The organism is Bartonella sp. AP150HLJHH (assembly GCF_042196385.1).
Lineage (GTDB): Bacteria > Pseudomonadota > Alphaproteobacteria > Rhizobiales > Rhizobiaceae > Bartonella.
Window position 1 is genome coordinate 14,052 of the sequence record NZ_JBHIQC010000003.1, and the last position, 25,504, is coordinate 39,555.

Consider the following 25,504-nt stretch of genomic DNA (forward strand, 5'->3'; position numbering starts at 1 on the left):
ATGAGCACAAATCAAGCAGATGCTGTCTTCGTCTTGGAAAATATTGTGCGCAAATTTCCTGCGGGCGAAGCGTTTGTTACCGTTTTGAAAAACATCAATCTTACCATTAAACGTGGTGAAATGGTGGCAATTGTAGGTGCTTCCGGTTCAGGTAAATCTACCTTGATGAATATTTTAGGCTGTCTTGACCGCCCAACTTCTGGCCGTTATTGGATCTCTGGTAAAGAAATAGCTTCCCTTTCTGCGGATGAATTGTCGGCTTTGCGACGTAATCATTTTGGTTTTATTTTTCAGCGTTACCATTTGTTGAATGAATTGACAGCTCTTGGTAATGTTGAAATTCCGGCTATTTATGCGGGAAGTGCCGTGGAAGCAAGGAAACAGCGGGCACAGGATCTTTTAACACGTTTGGGCATGGGTGATCGGATAAATCATCGTCCAAATCAGCTGTCCGGTGGTCAGCAACAACGTGTTTCTATTGCTCGGGCGCTCATGAATAATGCGGAGGTCATTCTTGCAGATGAACCAACTGGTGCATTGGACAAAAAGAGTGGGCAAGAAGTATTGCATATTTTGGATGAACTTCATCAAGAGGGACGTACTATTATCATTGTAACCCATGATATGCAGGTGGCTGAAAGAGCAGAGCGTATTATCGAAATTAGTGATGGGGAAATTATTGCTGATAAGCGGTCAAGGGTTGCAAAAACAAAAGTTGGTGGAAAATCTCTTCAGGAACAACAAAATCTAAAAGGCCAACAAAAACTAGGCTTTTTTCGTTCTTTTGTTGAGCGATTCCGTGAGGCGTTTGTGATGGCTCTGTTGGCAATGAATGCACATCGCATGCGGACTTTTCTAACAATGCTTGGGGTGATTATCGGTATTGGGGCGATTATTGCTATGGTGGCTTTAGGGAATGGTACACGAGAGAAAATTCTGGAAAATTTTAAAAGTTTGGGTGCTAATACATTAACCATTTTTCCTGGCAAAAGTTTTTCTGATCCACAAGCAGAAAAAATAACCAGTTTGGTTGAAGCTGATGCAGAAGCCTTGTCTGGGTTACCTTATGTTTCTGGTGTAACACCTCAGATTTCAACAAGCTCAAAAGTGCGTTTTGGTGCAGTTGAAGTCAATGCTGTCATTGTGGGGGTGGGAGAACAATTCTTTCAGATACAGGGGCTTAAAGTTTTCAAAGGACAGTTTTTTGATCAAAAAAGTGTCCATGATCGGGCGGTTGATCTCGTGATTGAAAAAGAAGCATTGTCTGTTCTTTTTCCCCATAGCCATGAAAGCCCTCTTGGCAAAGTGGTGCATGTGGGTAATGTTCCAGCGCGTATTATTGGTGTTGTTGATTCGCAAAATCACGCAAATGGAAATGCATCAAATACATTACAGCTTTATTTGCCCTATACAACAGTGCAAACGCGTTTTCTTGGTACAACAGAAGTTCGTGCAATTACTGTTAGGATTGCTGATGATGTCGATTCACATTTAGCGGAAAACATGGTGAAACGTTTTCTCATTATGCGGCATGGTGGAGAAGATTTTTTCATTAGAAATTCAGAATTCTTTCGTGAACGTATCATGGAGAGTACACATATCTTAACACTTTTAATTTCTTCAATTGCAGCGATTTCCCTGATTGTAGGTGGTATTGGGGTGATGAATATTATGCTGGTCACCGTTTCTGAGCGGATCAATGAAATTGGTGTGCGTATGGCAGTTGGTGCACGCCAAAGTGATATTTTGCAGCAGTTTCTCATTGAAGCGGTGTTGGTTTGTGTCATTGGTGGTGGTTTGGGGATCTTGCTTGGGCTTTCTATCGGTGGCTTGTTTCTTCTGTTTAAGGCACCTATCCATCTTATCTATACCATTGAATCGATCATTATGTCTCTTACTTTTTCAACCCTCATAGGAATATGTTTTGGCTTTTCTCCAGCGCGGCAAGCTTCACGGCTTGACCCTGTTGTCGCTCTTTCACGCGATTAAGCTTTATCAATTGGGGCATGTTTGTTCGTGATGCTTTCCACTGGATGAAGCATTTATGAAGCGAAACATGAATGGAAAAAGTTTGGCATTATTTGCTGCTCTATTTTAGAAAACGCTTTGTTCATTAAGTGGAGCGTACCACTAGAGGTGAACGTTTTATAGGGCACCCCATCATGTGAGATATGGTAGGCATATAAGCCTTATTGAGGCATTAAATGTTTTGAGAATGCATGATGAATATTTTTAAATCTTTCTTGTCGAGTCTTATGGAAGTAAATCCTATTAAGGAGAAGTTAAATGGAACCCGTTAGAATGAGATTGCTTGCAGACTGAATTTTGTTAAAAATTCTCGTCTTCTGAGATGTGAAGAGGAGAACAAATGAAATATACTGCGCGACGATTCTTAAGATTTAATCTAAAAAGAGGCGGGGGAAGTGAATAGTATATTTGCTAACAAACAAAAGAACAAAAAAGAAGGTTGATGCCAAAAACAGCTTAAACCTCCGTTCTTCCAAAAAAATGAACTGATATCGAGATAGTTGAGCAGTTTAAGAGGTTTCGTTTAGTCTTTTTAAGATTTTCGGAAAAGAGGTTATGAGGATTTCTCACTTTTAGTTTTGCAGAGGGTGGTGCAAATTATAGGTGTTTAGGTTTATGCAAATAAATTATGATCGTGCTCAAGTTTTAAAATGTGACCTAAGACACAGCCATTTTCTGTTCCTTTATGCGAGTAACTTAGCTTTCTTTAGAATATTTTGTTTAAGGCATCGCTTTTTTCTGCCTTATCTCATGATTTTGAAGCTGAAGGATAAACAAGCCATTTGAGTTTCTAGGGTAAGGATGCCGTCAGATACTCGGTAGGGGGCGTGATCTTAAGAACTAATACCGTGAGATGCGGGTTTGATTTCATGAGTTTGGTGAGGAAGACAAAAAGTTTGAGAGGCGGATAGCTTCTTATTTTGAATGATGTATGAATGAAAAGGGTTTTCATTCATTGAATAAAGAATAAGCTCATATTCAGCAGGTGTGAGATGAAGTAAGAGCATCGTAATACCAAGCTGCAGTTATGTTGCTAAAGAATATAATGGCCGCTAGTGATGAGCAATGGTATGTCTAGTTGGTATGGTATTCTCCCTCCTGCTACAAGTCCGATACGGAGCGCCATTGTGTTGCACATTGACACTCTTGTTTTAAAGAAACCTTTCTCAAGGTATCCAAGCCTATTTTGCGACGCTGTTCATGGTAAATCTATTGAGCACCTCCATCTTTACGCTTATGAAGTAATAAGCCGGACACCATCATTATATTTGCCAGCTCGTGGGTGTTGCGATAGACCTTGCATTAAGACGGTTCATAAGAGCCATTTTTAGTCATTTCTTGTACAGTTTTTCTCCACACACTCATCCCGCTTGTGATGTGCAAGCGGGTGGTTTTGATTGATTCAAGATAAACAGATTTGAAATGAGAAAATCTTACGTTATTCAGAGTTCTAATTTAATATGAATGACGCTATATTATCATTATAAATCAATATATTGTACATATAAAAAAGAATTCTAAAACCACCCGCTATAAAGTATAAGAAGCGAATAATTAATCTACGAAAGAACAAAAGACAAAAAAATATTTCAAAAATCAATATTTTGAATATCACAACTAATATTTTGCGTATTTATAGTGAAATTATATGCATGATCGTTCGTAAAATGCGCTGTTTTGTGTGTGGAGTTTCTTCCTTGGTATCTTGTGTGTTCGCAGGTGTCCTATCCATTTCCTCCTCTCATTCTTAAGCTAAATCCTAAAATTATTGCGCACTTTATTGTGTATTCTTAACAAAAGGCAAAAAATATTTTCAAAATCATCACGCCTTACCGTTTATTTCCATAGGGATATAGACATCAATAAATGCATCATATGATTTGGGGGATACTCAAAAAGATCAAAAGATTCTCTCTTGTTGATTTAATTAAGCATAGAAGAAATGTCTTAAAATCAAGCAATTTTAAGCTTTTTTAAGTTTTTTGGGTAGAACAAGAGGCATTGACGAATTGGTTTAGATTCGATAGTTGAAGGTATTTTTCATTGGGGAGAAGCATGACGCTGCAATCGCTTTTACAGACATATCGTGATGAAGCGCGTACCGAACGAGATAAAGGTACATATTTTGAGCGTTTTGCTCTTGCTTATCTGATACATGATCCTCTTCAGTCTGGGTGTTATGAGAAGGTTCAAACCTTTAAAGATTGGGCTCGTGAAAATGCTTGGGATGGTCGGGATACCGGTATTGATCTTGTGGCAAAGCTTCGTGATGAAGAGGGATTTGCAGCAATCCAATGTAAATTTTATGATGCAGCTTATCGGATTAGAAAAGCAGATATTGATAGTTTTATTTCGGCATCAGGGAAAGCTCCATTCAAGCGGCGTGTTATTATAGATAGTACTGAAAGTACTTGGAGTGATAACGCTGAAACAATGATACGGGGGCAGGATATTCCTGTTATACGGATTAATCTTTCCGATATACAACAAAGTCCGATCCGTTGGGAAACTTTTGCAGCCCAGGGCAAAGTTGTTTTGGAGGATAAAAAGAAGTTGCGTCCACATCAATTGGAAGCATTGCGTGATGTGCGTGCTGGGCTTGCTCAAGCAGATCGGGGGAAGCTTATTATGGCTTGTGGTACTGGTAAGACATTTACCAGTCTTAAAATTGCTGAGGATTTGGCGGGTGAAGGCAAGTTTGTTTTGTTTCTTGTTCCTTCCTTGGCACTGATGTCACAGACGGTTCGTGAATGGACAACGGATGCAGGAATCGGATTGAGATCTTTTGCTGTTTGTTCCGATACACAAGTAGGAAAGCGTCGTAAAAATAGTGATGATGTTGCTGAAATTGATGTGTTTGATCTTGCTTTTCCGGCGACAACCGATGCTGCTAAATTTGCAGAACAGGTGGCGAAGAGTGTTGCAGATAAGATGACCGTGGTGTTTGCAACCTATCAATCTATTCAGGTGATTGCGGATGCTCAGAAAAACTATGGTTTGCCAACATTTGATCTTATCATTTGTGATGAAGCGCACCGTACAACAGGGGCAACGCTGGTGGGCGAGGATGAATCCAATTTTGTTAAGGTGCATTCTAATGATGTTATTTGCGCCAAGAAACGCCTTTATATGACAGCGACACCACGCATTTTTGGTGATAACGCAAAAAGTCGCGCGAATGAAGTTAATGCCGTTCTTGCTTCGATGGATGATGAAAAGCTTTTTGGTAAAACACTTTTTTATCGGGGTTTTTCATGGGCAGTACAAAATGATCTTTTAACAGATTATAAGGTTATTGTCTTAGCAATGGACGAAAAATTGGTCAGTTCCGCTGTTCAGAAGCGCCTTAGTGATAGCGATACTGAGCTTATTCTTGATGATGCAACAAAGATTATTGGCTGTTATAAGGCTTTGACAAAACAAAATATGAAGGCTGATGTTGGTGCGGATTTATATCCTATGCATCGTGCTTTAGCGTTTTGTAAAACTATTAAAAGTTCTGAACTTGTGCGTGATGAGTTTTCTACGGTTGTTAGAGAATATCTTGATTATACGAAAGAGGATACAGAAAATGAGCATTTTCTGAAGTGTGAAATTGAGCATGTTGATGGCACTTTTAATGCGAAGGATCGTGGTGCATTACTTGACTGGTTGAAAGCTGATAGTGGTGAGGATGTTTGTCGTATTTTGACCAATGCTCGGTGTTTGTCTGAGGGGGTGGATGTTCCGGCTCTTGATGCGATCATGTTTTTAAATCCACGCAAAAGCCAGATTGATGTTGTGCAAGCGGTTGGGCGGGTGATGCGTCGCTCTGAAGGTAAAAAGATGGGATATGTCATTTTGCCAATTGGTATTCCTCCTGATACTCCAGTGGAACAGGCTTTGAACAACAATGATAAATATCGGGTTATCTGGCAAATTTTAAATGCTTTGCGTGCGCATGATGATCGTTTTGATGCGACGATTAATAAGGCATCCCTCGGGCAAGATATCAGCAATGTGATTGAGATTATTGGTGTCACGCAGAGCACTGAGTTACAGGCTGTTACGGCTGTTGTAGACAATCTTCCGGTTCGCTCACAGCCTGCACGAGCGGGAATTGGAAGTCTGGAGCATGATTGCTTTCTTACAGAGCAGGTAAACGAGGAGTTTTCTTTCTGCGTAGATGAACTTTCTCGTGCGATTTTGGCAAAGATCGTTAAGAAATGTGGGACACGTGATTATTGGGAGGATTGGGCGAGCAATATTGCTGAAATTGCTAAGAATCATATCACGCGCTTAACAGGCATTCTGGCAGAGCCAAATACTGAGGCGCGTCAAGCCTTTGACAGGTTTGTGGCAGAACTGCGTGATGACTTAAATGATGCTGTTACAGAAGCTGATGCGATTGAGATGTTGGCACAGCATATTATCACGCGTCCTGTCTTTCAGGTGTTGTTTGAAGGCTATCAGTTCACACGTGAGAATCCTGTCTCGCGTGCTATGCAGCGTATGCTTGATGTGCTTGATGAGGCAAATCTTGATAAGGAATCCAAAGATCTGGAAAAATTTTACGCAAGTGTAAAATTACGAGCCAGTGGCATTACGGATCCAAAAGCAAAACAGAGGTTGATTGTAGAGCTTTATGATAAGTTTTTTCGTTATGCTTTTCCACGCACTGTAGAAAAACTAGGCATTGTTTATACCCCCGTCGAGGTTGTGGATTTTATTTTGCACTCTGTCAATGATGTCTTAGAGCAAGAATTTGGGCAAACGCTTGGCTCACCGGGTGTGCACATCATGGATCCTTTTACTGGAACGGGTACTTTTATCACGCGGCTTTTACAATCGGGTCTGATAAAGCCAGAAGAAGTGAAACACAAATTTTGTCGTGAAATTCATGCCAATGAAATTGTGCTTTTAGCCTATTATATTGCAGCCATTAATATTGAGACGACCTATCATGGTCTGATGGGGGGCGATTATGTTCCGTTTGAGGGAATTTGTTTGACCGATACATTCCAGCTTTATGAGCAAGATAAAGACCTGATCAGTGATTTGCTGGTGGATAACAGTACACGTCGGGCGCACCAGAAGGAACTGGATATTCGTGTTATTGTTGGCAACCCCCCTTATTCTTCTGGACAAAAAAGTGAAAACGACAATGCGCAGAATATTGGCTATCCTAAATTGGATCGTCGCATTCGTGAAACCTATGCCGCTCAATCTAAAGCAAGCAATGTTAATGGACTTTATGACAGTTATATTCGTGCCATTCGTTGGGCAAGTGATCGCATAAAAGACTGTGGTGTTATTGGTTTTGTGACTGGTTCGGGTTATGTTGAAAAATTAGCAATGGATGGTCTCAGAAAAAATTTGAATGAGGAATTTTCGAGCATTTATGTTCTCAATTTACGTGGTGATATTCGCAAAAATATGTTGAGCAAAGGGCTTGCTCAAGAAGGACAAAATGTTTTCGGAAGTGGAAGCATGACAGGCATTGCTGTGACAGTGTTTATCAAAAATCCAAATGTCACTGAGCAGTGTGAAATTTACTATTATGACATTGGTGATAATCTCACGACAAAGGAGAAATTATCTCAACTTCAGCGGTTGGGTAGTGTTGGTGGTATCAAGCGTGAACACGGCTGGCAGATGATTACGCCAGATGAATATGGCGATTGGCTGAATCAGCGCAACAGTGATTTTAAAAAATTTCTGGCCTTAGGTGATAAGAAAGGCAGTGATAAAAAGCTCTTTGAAAATTTTTCTGGTGGGATACAAACTAGTCGTGATGCGTGGACATATAATTTTAGTCGTGAAGCTTTAGCAAAAAATATGAGCAATATGATTACTTTTTATAACAGTGAAGTAGAGCGTTTTAATAATGCCTACATACACGCTGATCGCAAGGCGCGTGCGAATGCTGTGAACGATTTTGTTGATACAGATACCCAAAAAATCAGTTGGAGCAGTAGTCTTAAAGAGGAATTGGTAAGAGGAAAGTTTTCTGAATTTGAAAGTAATTGCTTAGTTCAAAGTCTTTATCGTCCTTTTACACAGCAATGGCTCTATTATAATCGTATTTTTAACCATAGAGTTTTACAAATGCCGCGTATATTTCCATTAGAAAAAGCGGTTGAAAATAAGGTAATACAAGTTACAGGCAGAGGAGCAAGGAGTGGTTTTTCTGTTCTGATGACTAAGAATTTACCCAGTTTGGATGCAATGGAGAAAAATCAATGTTTTCCACGGTATGTTTATGAAGATGCTGTGTCCTTGAAAAATAAGGAGGGGGATCAGGTTCATTTGTTTGCAAATTTTGCAGAGGAAAGCAAAGAAACTGGTTTAGAGCGGCGTGATGCTCTTACGGACGAAGGGTTGGCTTATTTTAAGGCAGCTTATCCTGGTGAAATGATAACAAAGGATGATTTGTTTTATTATGTTTATGGGATTTTGCATTCTGAAGATTATCGTGCTCGTTATGCGCATAATCTGTCTAAACAATTGCCGCGTATTCCAACAGTTAAAAAGGTAGAGGATTTTTGGGCTTTTGTTACAGCGGGGCGCAAGCTTGGTGATTTGCATATGAATTATGAAGAGGTTGAACCCTATCCCGTTACCTATAAACAGGGTGATCCAAGAACTTGGGTGATTTCTGATGAGAAGGGTTTTTATCGTGTTGAAGCAATGAAATTTGCTGGTAAGCGTGGTGCTATTGACAAAACCACCGTGGTTTATAATGCGAATATCACGATGCAGAATATTCCTCTTGAAGCTTATGAGTATGTGATCAATGGCAGGCCTGCTCTTGAATGGGTTATGGAGCGGCAGGTTGTCAAAACGGATAAAGCGAGTGGGATTGTGAATGATGCCAATCGCTATGCTGTTGAAACGGTGGGTAATCCAGCTTATCCATTGGAATTGTTTCAGCGGGTTATTACTGTAAGCTTGGAAACAATGAAAATTGTGCGCAACCTGCCAAAATTGGAAGTGAGAGAAACTGAAAAGGTTAAATTATCCATTGTGCGGTAAAATAGCGCTGTGTCGTAACAAACTGGCACTATCACACACCTTGTCAGCTCGTGGGTATTGCGACAGCCCTTGGCACTTGAGACAAGTCCATAAGAGGCATGTCTTTCTTGTACAGTTTTACGCTGCGCAGGCTCTCTTCCTTTGTGATGTGCAAGTCCTATGTGATGTGCAAGAAAATGGTTTTGATTGATTTAATAGAGAGCAGATTTGAAATGAGAGAATCTGATGATATTGAGAGCTCTCATTCAAGTTGTAGCGTAATAAATTTTCATTATAAATCAATATATTGTATGTGATAAAGCACCTTAGGCAGTGAGGTCGCTAAAATTATGACGCATGAGCTTTAGCGGTAGTGATGAATATTCTCAGGCAGGGTTTTCTTGTCTAGCTTTATGTGAGTAAACCATATAAATGGGGAAGCTGAGTGGAACCTGTCCAGAGAAAGTGGATTGTTTACAAATCGTTGCTAATAAGAATCGTCGCCTTTTGAGATGTTGAGAGGAAATGAAAATTCTCATGAAATCTGTCTTTTGAGGTGTTCTGATATTGAAGTGAGCAGGTGGAACGCGTTAGACAAGAAGCTGAGTTATTATTGTTTACAGATCAATAGAGTTTAAAAATTTTCGTTCTTTTTGGGGATGAAACCAGACAAAAGGTGATCTTAGAGAGCGAAATGATTTCAAAAAAGATTGCGATAAAAAACGTAGGGTATTTGTCGCGGTGTGCGTTTTGAGCTTATTCCTATCTGTGATCTAAAATGCTCTTATGAAGACGCTTTGTATAATGAAGAGATTGTTTCTAATGTATTGATTTATAATGATAGTTTAACCTTCTCTCTGTTGAATGAGAAATCTAACTATTATAAATTTTCTTATTTTAAATCTATTAAAATTATTTTTTTGCATGTCATACAAGGTTGGTATGTTCGTGTTTAAGAAAGGGGTAATGCATGCCTCTTACCAATCATCCCAAGAGGTTTAAGAGCTATCGTAATACTTGGGGGGTGGCAAAATATAGGGTGAGGCGGTTTGCATTTTTTATGAAGGGTAAGACAGTGGTATAAATAGATTTTTATGACAAGTCTGGAAATCTTATGGCTGTCTGGGGGCTCTATTTACAAGAGCTTATATATTGGGATGGTATGTACAGATCCGCGCTGTGAGATATGTTTGGGATGTAAGAGATGTTTTGGGTGAACGTGCAAATACAGTGACACGTGCATTGGGATGTTCTGCGTTGTATGAGGGTAAGCTCTGTCGAGCTTTTATAGAGGCAACTCGTGTGGAAGGGTATGAAGCGGTTCGTGGGTGGCAAGGTTTTTAAAAAGTCAGAAGGATAAAGATTAGAATGCGGTTCTGATATAGACTTGGAGCGTTTTAATATATTGGAATATAAGAATGCGGATTTGATTGATCTGTTGTATTGCGCTTTCAGCATTGTTCTTTTTAACAGGATAGGCAATGAAATGGATATCAGGCATTAAATATTTAAGTTCTCGCATTGAGCGCCACACATGGTAATCATGGGTGACGATATAAAGGGTTCTATAGTGGTGTTTTTTGATCCAAGCGGCGCTTTCTTCGGCGTTTCCTCTGGTGTTAATCGCTTGATGCCCAATGTCAATACAACAGGAGATAAGCCGTGGGGTAATATGCATGTTGTGCATGAGACTTTTCAGATTGGTTGTGGTGTTTACGCCACTGATGAGGAGACGTGAACCAAACCCCCTTTGTAAGAGATTAAGTCCTGTCTCTATTCGGTTTTCTCCACCTGTAAGCACGATAATGGCATCCGCTTTGGGGAGAGGTGTTGGGGGAGAAAGTCGTTCAGTTTTTTCAGAAAAAATGATAAAACCGCTCCAGAAAATGAAAACAATGATTGAAAGAGTAAGGGTTGTCGGTGGAAAATAGCGAAATAAAAAGCAGGGAGACCAACTATTATAGTGGGGCCGTTTTGGAAGAGGACGTTCTAAATTTTTTTGCATCAATGAGTTGGGGCTGTTGTGAGTCATAAAATTAAAATAAACCGTTTTCACATTGATCGATTTTTTTCAGTTGCGCTAAAATAGTCATGCGGTTGGTAAGGGTGGTGAGAAAAGAAACGAAAATAATAAGAAAAATGATTTTTCCGTAGGGGATGGAACTTATGGAAAGATGTCCAAACAAAGCTGTTACTTGGCTAGCTTCTACTCTTCCCAAGTTATAATTCGTCCAGAGACAAAAGGCTGAAAACAGAAAGATGCTTGTGAGACCACCATATAAAGCACCACGCAGCGCAGTTTTAAAAAAATGCCAGTCAAATTGGCGCGCAATGAAAAGAGTTTCAGTACCAAGGAAATATAAGACATTGATAATATGTGTATTTTCTGCCAATGCATTGCGGGTGGCAAAAATGATGGTGAGGATAAGAGAGCCTAAAACCAATGCTAAAATTGAAAAACCAATGAAAACAGTGGTGTGTGCCATGGTCGCAAAACGATGAACCCAAACACGGTGATCATCAAATTGACCTCCTGGAATTTGGGTTTTAATGGCGTGATTAATGGCTGCAAAATTGATTTTTTCATCTCTCTTCAGGGTCACAATGATGAGGCGGGGAAGGGGTAGTTCATTGACATTGAAGCCTGTTCCAAGCCATGGCTCCAGTAACTTTTCTGTAGCTTTTTGGTCAACAATTTTTGCATCTTGTACACCAGAAAATGTTTTAACCAATTGTACGGCATCACGGAGTGCTTTGTTGATATCAACATTGTCAATGGGGCGTATTTGTATTGTTGCTTCATAGCTAATCTGATTACTCCAATTTTGGGCGGCACGTTGGACCAAATCAACACCGATTAAGGTGAGGCTTGAAAGAAATGTCATAATAGCAATCACGGCAACTAATGCTTTTCCAGAAATATTACCACTGGGAATAATCGCTGTTGTATTTTTTTTATTGCTTGTAAAAATGGGGAAAGACTTATTCATGAATCGTCATCCGTCCGTTATGGAGAAGCATACGCCGTGCTGCAACTTGTTCCATTAAGGCAATATCATGGGTGGCAATGATAACAGCCGTTCCAAAACGGTTTAATTCAATAAACAAACGGAGGAGGCGTTTTGCCAAGGGCGGATCGACATTTCCGGTGGGTTCATCGGCAAGTAGAATTTCAGGTTGATCAATGAGTGCGCGTGCAATGGCTACCCTTTGTTTTTCCCCACCGGAAAGAACCGGTGGTAAAACATGAATATGATCTCCAAGACCTACCCAACAGAGAAGATCTTCCACTTCACTGCGATAGGTTGCTTCTTCTTGTCCTTTAATGCGTAAAGGTAAGGAGACATTTTCATAAGTGGTCATGTGGTCGAGTAAACGAAAATCTTGAAAAACCACCCCAATACGTTGTCGCAGCGCAGGGAGCTCTTGTCGTTTGAGTAATGCTGTGTCTGTTCCAAAGAGATCAATATGACCGCGGGTGGGTTTGAGTGCCAAAAACATAAGACGCATCAGCGACGTTTTCCCTGCTCCAGAGGCACCTGTGAGAAATTGAAATGATCCAGGAGGAATATGAAAGCTAATATCACGAAGGACCTCAGGGCCCATTCCATAGCGTAGGCCGACATTTTCAAAATGAATCACTTTTTATTATTACTCCTGATTTTATATTGCATCATTTATTCTAAAAACTCTTACTTTCATTGCTTTAGATTTTTGTTGTAAGCTTGTTTATTTTAGATTTCATGGTTTTCAATATTTTTTATACACCCTCGTTATAGATAAATATTTTTGCTCAAGAATATTATCACTTATACTTTCTTTTTTTAGCCTTATTTATGATTTTAGCAGGAATTTCAAAGGGATTCTAGCATAAACATCAGAACTATTTTTCCTTCTTACTCAGAAGCTTTTTTTGCACTGAGTGGACATTGGGTGATTTTAAAAAGCTATGTTGCTCTTTTTATCTTACTTTCTTATTCTTGTTCGTATCCCAATCCTGAGGTTTTGGCTTAAATTATTTCTTACCTCTCATGAAGAAAAGCGTTTGTTGTTAGAATGATTGAGCTTTTCATGAATTGTTTTGTTTTTTATTATCCTCGGTGGTTTTCGTAATAATGCTGAGATAATTTTAGCAAAAAACAAAAACCACCGTATGTTGTATTTCGTCGTGTTTTTTAGTTTTGTCGGTTGGCAATCAGATCTTCAACAACTTGTGGTTCGGCAAGAGTTGAAATATCTCCGAGAGTATCAAAATCGTTTTCAGCGATTTTTCGTAAAATACGTCTCATAATTTTCCCTGATCGCGTTTTGGGAAGCTGCGGAGCAAACTGAATTTTATCCAATATGGCAATAGAGCCTATTTCTTGTCTCACATGCTTGATAAGGTCTTTTTGCAATTCTTCACTTGGCGCTGTTCCTTCCATGAGGGTCACAAAACTATAAATTCCTTGTCCTTTAATGGGATGCGGGTAACCCACAATAGCTGCTTCTGATACAGAGGGATGAGAAACAAGAGCCGATTCAATTTCAGCGGTTCCTAATCTGTGCCCCGAGACATTGAGAATGTCATCAACTCGTCCTGTGATCCAATAATAACCGTCGCTATCGCGCCTACAGCTATCGCCTGAAAAATATTTTCCTTTATAGGAGGAAAAATAAGTTTGAATAAAGCGTTCATGATCCTTATAAAGTGTGCGCATTTGTCCGGGCCATGAATCACTGATACAAAGAGTGCCTTCTGCTTCACCTTCTAAAACATTGCCTTGGGCATCAACAATTTGGGGTTGAACACCAAAGAAAGGACGTGTGGCCGATCCTGCTTTGAGGGGGGTTGCACCAGGCAAGGGTGTGATCATATGCCCTCCTGTTTCCGTTTGCCACCATGTATCGAGAATCGGACAACGGTCATTTCCAATTATATGATAAAACCATTCCCATGCTTCTGGGTTAATCGGTTCGCCTACCGTGCCTAAAAGACGCAACGACGTCCTGTCTGAGTGTTCAACAAACGAATTTCCTGCTCCCATTAAGGCGCGGATAGCTGTTGGTGCGGTGTAGAGTGTATTGACTTGATGCTTGTCGACAATTTCCCAGAATCTGCCTTTGTCAGGAAAGGTTGGTGTGCCTTCAAACATTAAAGTGGTCGCACCATTACATAAAGGTCCATAAACCAAGTAAGAATGGCCGGTTATCCAACCAATATCAGCCGTACACCAGTAAACTTCATCGGGGTGGTAATCAAAAACATATTGGTGAGTCATCGAGGCAAAAACAAGATAGCCTGCTGTGGTATGCAAAACACCTTTAGGTTTGCCGGTGGAGCCTGAAGTATAAAGAATAAAAAGCGGATCTTCAGCATTCATGGGTTCTGCTGGACAAGCTGTTTTGGCATGAGCTATCTCTTCGTGGTACCAAAAATCACGCCCCTCTACCCATTGAATGGGTCCACAAGTCCGCCGTATAACCATGACTTGGTCCACCTGCACGTTTTGGCGCGCGGCTATCTCAATGGCATGGTCAACGTTGTCTTTTAAGTTGATCCGTTTGCCGCCACGCAAGCCGTGATCAGCGGTAATCATAAAGGTTGATTCACAATCGACAAGGCGTCCTGCTATTGCTTCAGCAGAAAAGCCAGCAAAAATAACCGAATGAATAGCTCCAATGCGAGCACAAGCAAGCATGGCATAGGCTGCTTCGGGAATCATAGGAAGATAAATGGTTACTTTATCGCCTTTCTTAATGCCACGACTTTTCAAAAGATTAGCAAAACGACAAACATGTTCATAAAGCTCGTTATAGGTTATTTTTTTATCATGATAAGGATTATCTCCTTCCCAAATGAGCGCGATTTTGTCTCCATGGGTTTTCAGGTGGCGATCAATGCAATTATAGGTAACATTTGTTATCCCATCTTCGTACCATTGAATGGAGACATCTCCGTTAAAAGAAGTGTTTTTTACTTTTGTAAAAGGTTTAAACCATTCAATGCGTTGACCATGTTTTGCCCAGAAGCTTTCTGGATCATCGATGCTTTCTCGATACCATTGTTGATAAGTTTCCTCATCGAGTAAAGTATTTTTTTTGATCTCTTCTGATATTGGATAAATTTTTTCAGTCATGTTTCCCTCTTTTTATTGTTTGGAAAAATCTGCCTCTGTATTTTTGTATGGTTATATTTGTGGCAGAGTTTTCCCAAAAGCTTTTCATTGTGAGGTTAGACTAAATGACAAAGATTAGAATAGTCAATTTTTAAAATCTGATACGTTTTTCTTAAAAAGGTATTTTATGCTTTTAGGATATTCAAATATGGCAAAGACTATTGCGGTATAGAGCTTTTTATAAACGCACAAAGGCACTAAAAAATATCATATAAAAAGGGAGATGAAGGTGCTTTATTGATTATCGCTTTAAATGTTTTTTATTTTGTATTCCCTTATTAAAAAAAGAATAAGTTTATTAATAATTAATTAAACCAAAATATCAAAAATAATGAAAAGAATTACTGTATATAAAGTTTATTTTATAGTTACTTTCCAACTGTAACTACCACTTTTAAAAACCAATAGCATATATAGGGATAAAGACAATGAGAATACAAAACATTCTTACGATTTCATAACAAATATTCATTATAAAAAAATCCTGATTATAAGATGTGATCCACAATAGATATCTCTGAAAATTATTTTATGCACAGATGTAGATATTTAATTTTGGTATATTCTTACAAATATACTTACAAAATTATTTAATTTCAGAGATATCTTTGTCGCCATATGACCGAATGTGTTGAATGAACCAAAAATATTAATTCTCCTTAATTATCCACATTAAAAGTAGTATCACAATGATACATTTCAAATGGTTATTACGTATTTTAGATCATTGTCAAAGATAAATTTTAAAAATGGAAATAAAAATACTATATAAATCATATATATGTTATGTATATATTAATATTTTTCTTAAAAAGATAATAATATTATTTACAATATTTTAAAATATAAGAAATACCCCATGGTTTTTCTTAATTAAAGTTTAAAATCAGAAAAATTGCGCATATGAAAAGTTGAAGTTTTTCTCTTTGTTTACGAGAAAGATAAAGAAATATCGTTATTGGGATCGATCTCATTGCCATTGTTTTGCCTACATGTATTATGCGCACATGCGTGAGATTCGTTCTTTTATTTTTCAGGCGAATATTGACCGTATGTTATGCTTTGTAGAGCATGGAAAGCCTCTATGCTATCGTTGATCTTATAGATTGCTAGCATGTTGTTTAGCGCGGCTCTTGGTGCTCTATTGAGCATTTAAGATGTTTATTTTGCTCAAGTGACTTACATGAAAGAGTTTTGTTACTGTATTATGCAGCCATAAGCCTCTTTTGCCTGCTTTACGCCATTGGCATGCGGGGAAATTGTTTACGCATGTTGGAGAAGTTAAGAGAATGCGTGATTTTCAATGAAAATCATTGCGATAATCGTATTCAATATTCTTTTGCTATTAGTGATTTTGCGACAGTTTTTTCATTCATGCTCAACGCCCCTCTTATCATTTTGCTTTTATATAAGGATTTATTTTTTATGTTGCTTTTGCTGGAGAGGCGTTCAGAGGGGAGTAAAGTAGAGCCAATATGCGAGAATATGAGAGCCAAATTGTAATGCTATTTTGAAGCTATTGTACGTGTTGTGGATGTGCCGGTGAGAAATTTGAGAAGACCAGCTTTTTTGCTTATTTTGCTAACAGGATGAAAGAAGGACTGAAATCTTTTTTGCTAGAATTGCTCTTTTATTGATATTGAAGGAAATATTTTTTCTCATTTCTGCTGTTTTTGGCTTGTTCGTAGAATTTTCAATGGGAATTTATATGAGGGGAAATTGCTTTACACAGGGCGTTTTCCAAATAAAGCGGAGCCAATGCGAAGGACATTAGAGCCAAACTGTAGAGCGGTTTTGAAGTCACTGGACATACCCATGGAAAGCTTTGGAAGACCTGCTTGTTTTGCTAATTTTGCTAAGAGCGCGAAATAGGGGCCGGGGTTTTCGTCGACAGGGGGAATGCCCATAAGTCCGATGATATCAAGTCCATAATTGTTTTTGCATTGAGAAACAAAAGGGATCACTTCTTGTGGTGCGATACCACTTTTTTGCGGTTCTAAGCCAATATTGACTTGAACATAGCAGGGAAGATGCCTTTTTTGCTTTTGCATTTCTTCCATCAAAACTTTGGCTATTTTTTCACGATCAACCGTTTGGATGACATCAAAAAGTTTGACAGCTTCAGCGGCTTTATTCGATTGTAGGGGACCGATGAGATGGAGTTTAATATTTTCAAATTGTTGACGTAACCCGAGCCATTTTTGTGCTGCTTCTTGTACGCGGTTTTCTGCAAACAAAGATTGGCCTGCTTGCAAAAGGGGTCGTATATCAATAGCAGAAACAGTTTTTGAAACAGCGATAAGTTCAATTTCTTCTACAGGGCGTTGTAACTCTTGACATGTTTCAGCAATGTCTTTTTGAAGGTTTTGCCATGCTTCAATGGAAGGGGCATCGAGGGGCGTTTGTGTATTCATGTTTTTGTGCTTTACCTTTTTTGTTCAAGAGTTGGTCGTTTTTTTTTAAAGTTTTATAAAATACTTAGGGAAATATTTCACGAAAATGTTGACGATGAGGTTAATCCATGGTCAAGCATAATAAAACAAGTTTTTTGGTTCAGTTTTATTAAAAGAGTATAATGGGAATGACGATTGAGCATTATAAGATAGGCGAACGCTATAATCCACGTGCGAGAGAAAAAAAATGGCAAGAAATTTGGGATGAAAAGAAAATTTTTCAGACTGTCCAAGAAGATGCTCGTGAAAAATATTATGTTTTAGAGATGTTTCCTTACCCTTCTGGGCGCATTCACATGGGGCATGTGCGCAATTATGCCATGGGGGATGTGGTTGCACGCTATAAACGCGCCAAGGGGTTTAATGTCCTTCATCCCATGGGGTGGGACGCTTTTGGGATGCCGGCTGAAAATGCTGCTATGCAAAATAAAGTGCACCCTAAAACTTGGACTTATCAAAATATTGCGGTGATGCGTGGGCAATTAAAGCAATTAGGGCTCTCGATAGATTGGACTCGGGAATTTGCGACTTGTGATGTGGAATATTACCACCGCCAACAAATGTTGTTCCTTGATTTCTATCAAAAGGGGTTGGTAGCACGTAAAGTGGCTAAGGTGAATTGGGATCCTGTTGATCATACTGTTTTGGCCAATGAACAGGTTGTTGATGGGCGGGGATGGCGTTCTGGTGCGTTGGTGGAACAACGTGAGTTGACGCAGTGGTTTTTCAAAATTAGCGACTTTAGTGAAGATCTCTTGGCAGGGCTTGAAGAGCTGAACCAATGGCCGGAAAAAGTTCGCACCATGCAAAAAAATTGGATTGGAAAATCACAAGGTTTGCTGATTCGTTGGGCTTTAAAGTCGGCGGGTGATGCTGATGATGTTTGTGAGAAATTTGATGAGGTTGTTTGTTATTCAACGCGTCCTGATACACTGTTTGGCGCTTCCTTTTTGGCTCTGTCTGTTGATCATCCTATTGCACAAGCTTTGGCAAAAAAAGACAAAGCGTTGAGTGTTTTTATTGAAAATTGTCGGTGTGGTGGAACGACAACGGCAGCACTTGAAACAGCTGAAAAACAAGGGTTTCTCACGCCCCTTTTGGCTGTTCATCCTTTCGATTCAACAGTACATATTCCCGTTTATATCGCGAATTTTGTGCTTATGGATTATGGAACAGGGGTTGTTTTTGGTTGTCCAGCTCATGATCAGAGAGATTTCGATTTTGCGCGTAAATATGATCTTCCAATAAAACCCGTGGTTTTGCCAAAAGGAGAGCAAGCAGAAGATTTTGTTATTACTGAAACACCTTATACGGGTGATGGGGTGATGATCAATTCTAGTTTTTTGGATGGTTTGACACCCCGACAAGCTTTTGAAGAAGCTGCTAAAAAGCTTGAAAAACAAATGCTCAATGGGCAACCGCAAGGGAAGAAAACAGTGCAATTTCGTTTGCGTGATTGGGGGATTTCGCGTCAACGTTATTGGGGGTGCCCCATTCCGATGATCCATTGTACAACTTGTGGGGTTGTTCCTGTTCCACGTGCTAATTTACCGGTTGTGTTGCCTGATGATGTTACTTTTGATCAACCAGGAAATCCTCTTGCACGACATGAAACATGGCAGAATGTTACTTGTCCTTCCTGTGGTCAACCTGCCAAACGCGAAACCGATACCATGGATACATTTGTTGACTCTTCTTGGTATTATGCACGCTTTACGGCTCCTTTTGCGCAGGGACCTGTTGACAAACAAGCAACAGCTGAATGGTTGCCTGTGCAACAATATATTGGTGGAATTGAGCATGCCATTTTGCATCTTCTTTATGCACGCTTTTTTATGCGTGCTATGAAATTGGTCGGTCATGTGACGGTAGATGAGCCTTTTAAGGGGCTTTTTACCCAAGGTATGGTGGTGCATGAAACCTATCGAGATGGTAAAGGGTGGGTTTCTCCAGCAGAAATTTCGATTGTTGAAAAAGATGGAAAGCGGTGTGCTTATAAATTAACCGATCAAAGTGAAGTGACGATTGGTTTGATTGAGAAAATGTCAAAATCAAAAAAGAATGTCGTTGATCCTGATGATATTATTGCATCTTATGGCGCTGATACTGTGCGTTGGTTTGTGTTGTCAGATTCTCCTCCCGAGCGGGATGTCATTTGGACAGAATCTGGTGTTGAAGGTGCACATCGCTTTGTACAGCGTGTTTGGCGCCATGTGGCTGTGAGTGCTTCTATTTTAAAGGATGTGGCGCCTTGTGCAGGGCATCAGGGAGCGGCTTTGGAACTCTCAAAGGTCGCACATCGCACGCTTTGCGCTGTAGAAGATGATTTGGAAAAATTCGCTTTTAATCGGGCTATTGCACGCCTTTATGAATTCTTGAATATTATGGCGCCGTTGTTAAATAGGATAGAAAGTGTTGACGATGAAATGAAAGCTTCTTTACGTCAAGCTATGGATTTTTTTCTTGCTATGATTGCACCCATGATGCCCCATTTAGCAGAAGAATGTCATGCTGCTTTAGGGGGAAAAAATTTAATATCTGCGCTTGCTTGGCCTATTTATGATCCCACGTTAACCGTTGCGGAATGCTATACTTTGCCAGTACAAATTAATGGTAAAAAACGTGGTGAGGTGAGCGTTGCAGCAACTGCTGATGAGGTGATGATTAAAGAAGCGGTTTTGGCGTTAGATTTTGTAAAGGCGCAGCTGATTGAAAAGCCTGTGAAAAAAATCATTGTTGTTCCACAAAGGATTGTGAATGTCGTTTTTTAGAAGTTCTATTCTTGTCATTTTAGCTGGTGTATTCACACTGTTGTGTGGATGCAAAGTTGAACCGCTTTACCGTCAAGAGTTGCAGAGTGCAATGACAATGGATTCTGCTTCTTATGGGAATCCTGCTTCTGGGCACCCTTCTGGACAAGCTTCTTTGGGATTAGCGCAAAAGCTTGCTTCTATTGTTGTGGAAGAACCTTCGGATCGTTTTGGACAAATGGTGCGCAATCATCTTCTATTTCTTTTGTATGGAAATGGTGCTAAACCTTCTCTACCTGCTTATCAATTGGCATTGCAGATATCCGTCTTTACCAGAGAATCGATGCAGATAGAGGTTGATTTCGAGAAAAAGAGAAAGGGACGACCTTCTGTTGGAACTGTTATGAGCAGAGCTTCTTACACTTTGCAGGATATGAAAAATACTCTTGTTGCAAAAGGAACAGCAATGATGAATGCATCTTTTGAGCGACTTCGTCAAGAATATGCAACGCTGCAAGCAGAAGAAGATGCAAAAAAACGTGTTGCGGAAGAGTTGGCTGAACAGATCTTTTTGTTACTTTCAAAAGATCTTTCCAATAAAAATTCTAGATATTAAGCAATATTTTGTCCTGTTTTTTTCCAGTCGTCGAGGAATATTTGCAACCCTTTGTCGGTGAGAGGGTGTTTGACCAGTGCTTTTAAGATTGCTGGTGGAACTGTTGCAATGTCAGCACCACTGAGTGCTGCTTCTTTGACATGATTAACGGTGCGGATTGAAGCGGCCAAGATTTGTGTTTCAAAGTTATAGTTATCATAAATTGTGCGAATTTCATGAAGCAGTTCACTTCCATCATTTCCACAATCATCAAGTCTACCAATAAAAGGTGAAACGAATGTTGCGCCTGCTTTGGCGGCTAATAAGGCTTGATTGGCAGAAAAACAAAGTGTGAGATTTGTTTTTAGTCCTGCTGCTGTGAGGGCTTTACAGGCTTTTAATCCATCGAGTGTTAAAGGAAGCTTGATACAAATATTGTCGGCAACCTTTGCTAAAACAGCTGCTTCTTTCATCATGTTTTCAAATTCTGTTGCTGCAACTTCAGCAGAAACAGGTCCGCTAACGAGAGCACAAATTTCTTTTGTAACATCAAGAATATTGCGTCCTGATTTTAGGATAAGAGAGGGATTGGTTGTGACACCATCAACAAGGCTTAAATTCTGTAACTCTTGAATTTCTTCAATATTGGCGCTATCCACAAAAAATTTCATCTCTAACCTCTTCTTTTTAGCTTTATCCTATTTTTTGTTATGCGCTATTGTTGACTGCAAAAGCAAGAGAAAGAATTAATATCTGTGTAAAGAACAAGAATGCTATGGTGTTAATCATGTACCCGTTTTCGGTAAAGAAATATGATTTATCGTTTCCACACCTATTTCATAGTGTTGCTCGTGATAAGGCATAGAATTCATTGCGTACCAACATTTTTGCGTATTGGCATCTTTGCGTAGCGGTGTTTTTATATTTATGGAAATAAGCTAGCATTATCAAACACTTTGCTCATTTCCTATTTGCGATTGCTCTTGATATTTGAGAGTGCATCATAAGATACCTTCCTTTTTTAGGGGGTATGTTTAACTTTGTTTTTGATGAAAGCGGATGGATTTATTTTGTCGTAAAACACTGTTGAAGAACGCCTGTAAAATTTTACGCATGAAGGGTTTTTTATGGTCAATTACATTGATTTATTCTGTGTTCTCCATTCTTCAACAATACGCTTTTGTGCTGCTTGTATTGTTGCTTGATTCTCAATCAAGCTGAAAGATGTATACACGTGTTTTCACGTTTTGGCACAAAGCCAAGGTGAATATTGTAACGGCTCCATTTGCAATATTATTCTCCCTATAATTAAAATCATGGGATACTCTTTACATCAATAAGGATTTACAAATGTTCCTCGATGGGGTTGAAATGAGAAAAATTCATCGTATTGAGGGTTTTATTACAATAGGTAAAATGATGATTATATCTTTATAAATCAGTTTGTTGAAGATAAATTGAGATATGAGGCGGTAAAAAAATAAACGTGTGTGTTGGGAAGAGGTCACACTATGGGATCGCTTTGTTGAAGGATGCACTTAACCGATAGCATGTTGAATGCTTAATAGTGATGCGCTTTATTTACACAGAAGAATGGCGCTGGTTTTTTTGCTATAGAGTTTTTTGTTATAGACGATGAGATTGGTTCTTTTACTGGCACTTTGGTGATGAAATGAGTATTAAAAAGAATTTTTGTTAGAAAAGTGTTGTAATCGGGGGGATTGAATCCTGCAATGAATTTTATAAGAGTGTTTAAAGATTAAGGTTTAGGCCTGTTGGTGCTCAATAGGTCGTAGATTGGTTTAAAAGATGAATTCAAACATGATAGAGGAAAAGATTGTATCCGTATTGGTTCCTCTTCCTGTTGCTCACGCTTATAGTTATAAAGTTCCATCTTCTATGGAGGTGAACGTTGGTTCCTTTGTTCGGGTTCCGTTGATGGGGCGTGAGCTTTGCGGTTTTGTTGTGGATGTTGGAGAGCAGACAGCCGATGGGCAAAAGTCTGCTCCTGTGGCGCGTGAAAAATTACGCTTTCTTCTTCATGTTTTTGATTGTCCCCCATTAAAGGCAGAAATGATCACATTTTTGCGTTTTGTTAGTCGCTATACAATGGCACCTTTTGGTCTTGTAGCACGATTGGTTTTGTCGGTACCGGCTGCTTTAGAGCCGGAAGCGCAGATGCTGGGTTTGCGATATTGTGGTGGAAATGTAGAACGTCTCACACCAGCGCGATCACGGGTTTTGGAATTGGTGCGTAATGAGAAGATATGGACAGGTTCTGGTCTGGCACATGCGGCTGGAACTTCGGTTTCTGTTGTTGAAGGTTTAAAAGCGCTAGGAATTTTTGAAGATGTTAAGGTTCCTGCTCCTGATCTTGTGGCAATGCCTGATCCTGATTTTTGTCCCCCTCAGTTGCAGGGAGCGCAAAGTGAAGCAGCAACATTATTGCGGGAAGGTGTTTTATCTTCTCAGTTTCAAGTTTTTTTGCTTGATGGTGTTACGGGATCAGGAAAGACAGAAGTTTATTTTGAAGCGGTCGCTCAAGCTTTCAAAGGGGGCAAGCAGGTTTTAATTTTATTGCCGGAAATTGCTTTAACACAGCAGTTTTTAGATCGTTTTTATGCACGTTTTGGCGCTGTGGCAGCAGAATGGCATTCTGATTTGACGCCACGTCGTAGAGAACGCGTCTGGCGGCAAGTTGCAGAAGGGCGGGTGCGTGTCGTTGCGGGGGCTCGTTCAGCACTTTTTCTTCCCTTTCATGAGCTTGGCTTGATTGTTGTCGATGAAGAGCACGATAGCGCTTATAAACAAGAAGAGCGCATTTTTTATCATGCGCGTGATATGGCTGTTGCACGGGGCTCTTTTGAGCATTTTCCTGTTATTTTATCTTCAGCCACACCGTCGATTGAAAGCCAAGCCAATGTTTTAAAAGGGCGTTATCAAAAGGTGCATTTACCTTCCCGTTTTAAAGAAGCTGCACTTCCACAGTTGCGGGTGGTTGATATGCGCCAAGGAGGGGTGCAAAAGGGGCGCTTTATTTCCTTTGCTCTTGAAAGGGCTTTAAAACAAACGCTTGATAAGGGCGAACAAGCTCTTCTTTTTCTTAATCGTCGTGGTTATGCACCTTTGACTTTATGCCGAATTTGCGGACATCGTTTTCATTGTACCGATTGTTCAAGTTGGTTGGTAGAACATCGTGCGCAAGGGCAACTGAAATGTCATCATTGTGGATATCATGAACCACTTCCTGAAGCCTGTCCTGAATGCGGAACCTTAGATCATCTCGTGGCTTGTGGACCGGGTGTGGAAAGAATTGCCGAAGAAACACAAATGCTTTTTCCTCAAGCGCGATCATTGATCCTTTCAACAGATCTCAAAGGAGGGATTGGGAAGTTGCGAAGCGAATTACAAGCCATTGCAAATGGCGATATGGACATTATTATTGGAACACAGTTGGTTGCTAAAGGACATCATTTTCCCAAGCTCTCTCTGGTTGGCGTTATTGATGCTGATCTTGGTCTTGCCAATGGCGATTTACGCGCAAGTGAACGTACCTATCAGCTGCTTTCTCAAGTTACCGGAAGAGCAGGGCGTGTGGGATTGAAAAGTTTAGGATTATTGCAAACTTATCAACCAGATCATCCGGTCATCAAAGCCTTACTTGCATGCCAGCCAGAAGATTTTTACACACGTGAGATTGCAGCACGTCAGCATTATCATTTGCCTCCCTATGGGCGGCTTGCCTCTTTGATCGTGTCTGCACAACAGCGCCAAGCAGCAGAACATTATGCGCGCGCATTGCGTCAGGCAGCGCCACGGGAAAAAAATATCTCGGTTATGGGACCAGCAGAAGCGCCTTTGGCTTTGGTTCGGGGGCGTTATCGTTTTCGGCTTTTGCTGCAAGGACAGCGTTCTTTTGATATACAAGGGTTTATACGTGCAATGCTTAGCGGTACACCCAAAATGCCCAGTTCCGTTCGGGTTCAAATTGATATTGATCCGCAAAGTTTTTTCTAAAACCAGTATCGCATAAAGTGAAGGTCTCTTTGCTTAAGGTGCTTTACTTGAACTCTTATATTATTCAGAATAAGCATCCAAGCAGCAAAATATGATACATGTATTGCATTAAGTGGAGCCACGGGAAAAAATATCTTTGTTATAGAACCAGCAGAAGGGCCTCTCTTCTTCGAGGGCACTATCATTTCGGCTTTTACTTCTTTTTTGTATGAGGGACAGTATTCTTTTGATAGGCGGATTCTTTTTATAAGGGCTGAAAATGCTTAGCTGTACACCCAAAATACCCAATTCTATTCGCGTTCAAATTGATATTGATCTATGTTTCTTCTAAAATCAGTGCAATATAGTGCCATATAAAGTGAAGCTACGCGGGCTTAATGAAGGGCGTGATTTTGATAAAAAAATTTGAAAAGAGAGAATTTGTCGATATTTGAAGCTTGTCCGGTATGAAAAATGATATATTATCATTATAAATCAATGTTTTGTATATTTAAAGAGTGTGCTTACAAG

Annotated in this window: 12 protein-coding genes; 6 read left to right on the forward strand and 6 right to left on the reverse strand. The window is 39.8% G+C overall.

Features of this window, described 5'->3' with window-relative positions; translation table 11 throughout:
- From ACFING_RS02450 to ACFING_RS02460, 3 genes are all read left to right on the forward strand, one after another.
- On the forward strand, window positions 1–1,989 hold the full coding sequence (locus ACFING_RS02450; RefSeq protein ID WP_375621029.1) for a MacB family efflux pump subunit: 1,989 nt from the start codon (window positions 1–3) through the stop codon (window positions 1,987–1,989).
- Window positions 1,990–4,083: 2,094 nt separating this feature from the next.
- Window positions 4,084–9,042 (forward strand): DEAD/DEAH box helicase, encoded by a 4,959-nt coding sequence (locus ACFING_RS02455; protein WP_375629648.1) that lies wholly within the window; start codon window positions 4,084–4,086, stop codon window positions 9,040–9,042.
- 1,188 nt (window positions 9,043–10,230) lie between these two features.
- Window positions 10,231–10,365 (forward strand): hypothetical protein, encoded by a 135-nt coding sequence (locus ACFING_RS02460; protein ID WP_375611713.1) that lies wholly within the window; start codon window positions 10,231–10,233, stop codon window positions 10,363–10,365.
- A gap of 19 nt (window positions 10,366–10,384) precedes the next feature.
- On the opposite strand, the gene ACFING_RS02465 is transcribed toward ACFING_RS02460, so the two are convergent.
- From ACFING_RS02465 to ACFING_RS02485, 5 genes are all read right to left on the reverse strand, one after another.
- On the reverse strand, window positions 10,385–11,053 hold the full coding sequence (locus ACFING_RS02465) for a YdcF family protein (RefSeq protein ID WP_375621027.1): 669 nt from the start codon (window positions 11,051–11,053) through the stop codon (window positions 10,385–10,387).
- A 4-nt stretch (window positions 11,054–11,057) separates the two neighbouring features.
- The gene (locus ACFING_RS02470; RefSeq protein ID WP_375611715.1) at window positions 11,058–12,011 is read right to left on the reverse strand and encodes a cell division protein FtsX; all 954 of its coding nucleotides are present in this window, start codon (window positions 12,009–12,011) and stop codon (window positions 11,058–11,060) included.
- Window positions 12,004–12,663 carry a cell division ATP-binding protein FtsE gene (gene ftsE / locus ACFING_RS02475; protein WP_273723097.1) on the reverse strand — a complete coding sequence of 220 codons (660 nt, stop codon included), beginning with the start codon at window positions 12,661–12,663 and terminating at the stop codon, window positions 12,004–12,006. Before ftsE ends, ACFING_RS02470 begins: the two co-directional genes overlap by 8 nt.
- Before the next feature lie 533 nt (window positions 12,664–13,196).
- Window positions 13,197–15,140 carry an acetate--CoA ligase gene (gene acs, locus ACFING_RS02480; RefSeq protein WP_375629650.1) on the reverse strand — a complete coding sequence of 648 codons (1,944 nt, stop codon included), beginning with the start codon at window positions 15,138–15,140 and terminating at the stop codon, window positions 13,197–13,199.
- 1,763 nt (window positions 15,141–16,903) lie between these two features.
- Entirely contained in the window at window positions 16,904–17,593 is a 690-nt protein-coding gene (locus ACFING_RS02485) for a YggS family pyridoxal phosphate-dependent enzyme (protein WP_375621023.1), read from the reverse strand.
- A 167-nt stretch (window positions 17,594–17,760) separates the two neighbouring features.
- Between ACFING_RS02485 and leuS the strand changes: the two genes are divergently transcribed.
- Together leuS and lptE are read left to right on the forward strand one after the other, a co-directional pair.
- Window positions 17,761–20,403, forward strand: a complete 2,643-nt coding sequence (gene leuS, locus ACFING_RS02490) for a leucine--tRNA ligase (protein ID WP_375629750.1) — start codon at window positions 17,761–17,763, stop codon at window positions 20,401–20,403.
- Window positions 20,390–20,998, forward strand: coding sequence for an LPS assembly lipoprotein LptE (gene lptE / locus ACFING_RS02495; RefSeq protein ID WP_375613171.1), 609 nt, complete (start codon window positions 20,390–20,392; stop codon window positions 20,996–20,998). Before leuS ends, lptE begins: the two co-directional genes overlap by 14 nt.
- On the opposite strand, the gene fsa is transcribed toward lptE, so the two are convergent.
- The gene (gene fsa, locus ACFING_RS02500; protein WP_375621021.1) at window positions 20,995–21,648 is read right to left on the reverse strand and encodes a fructose-6-phosphate aldolase; all 654 of its coding nucleotides are present in this window, start codon (window positions 21,646–21,648) and stop codon (window positions 20,995–20,997) included. The two genes, lptE and fsa, sit on opposite strands and share 4 nt — an antisense overlap.
- Before the next feature lie 1,150 nt (window positions 21,649–22,798).
- Between fsa and ACFING_RS02505 the strand changes: the two genes are divergently transcribed.
- Window positions 22,799–24,994: a primosomal protein N' gene (locus ACFING_RS02505; RefSeq protein ID WP_375629653.1), complete on the forward strand. Its 2,196-nt coding sequence runs from the start codon at window positions 22,799–22,801 to the stop codon at window positions 24,992–24,994.
- Window positions 24,995–25,504: the final 510 nt, after the last annotated feature.

Bases quoted from the DNA above. Each gene is read 5' to 3' on its own strand.
- ACFING_RS02450 (WP_375621029.1), top strand. From the start codon at position 1: ATGAGCACAAATCAAGCAGATGCTGTCTTCGTCTTGGAAAATATTGTG.
- ACFING_RS02455 (WP_375629648.1), top strand. From the start codon at position 4,084: ATGACGCTGCAATCGCTTTTACAGACATATCGTGATGAAGCGCGTACC.
- ACFING_RS02465 (WP_375621027.1), bottom strand. From the start codon at position 11,053: ATGACTCACAACAGCCCCAACTCATTGATGCAAAAAAATTTAGAACGT.
- ACFING_RS02470 (WP_375611715.1), bottom strand. From the start codon at position 12,011: ATGAATAAGTCTTTCCCCATTTTTACAAGCAATAAAAAAAATACAACA.
- acs (WP_375629650.1), bottom strand. From the start codon at position 15,140: ATGACTGAAAAAATTTATCCAATATCAGAAGAGATCAAAAAAAATACT.
- ACFING_RS02485 (WP_375621023.1), bottom strand. From the start codon at position 17,593: ATGAATACACAAACGCCCCTCGATGCCCCTTCCATTGAAGCATGGCAA.
- leuS (WP_375629750.1), top strand. From the start codon at position 17,761: ATGACGATTGAGCATTATAAGATAGGCGAACGCTATAATCCACGTGCG.
- lptE (WP_375613171.1), top strand. From the start codon at position 20,390: ATGTCGTTTTTTAGAAGTTCTATTCTTGTCATTTTAGCTGGTGTATTC.
- fsa (WP_375621021.1), bottom strand. From the start codon at position 21,648: ATGAAATTTTTTGTGGATAGCGCCAATATTGAAGAAATTCAAGAGTTA.
- ACFING_RS02505 (WP_375629653.1), top strand. From the start codon at position 22,799: ATGATAGAGGAAAAGATTGTATCCGTATTGGTTCCTCTTCCTGTTGCT.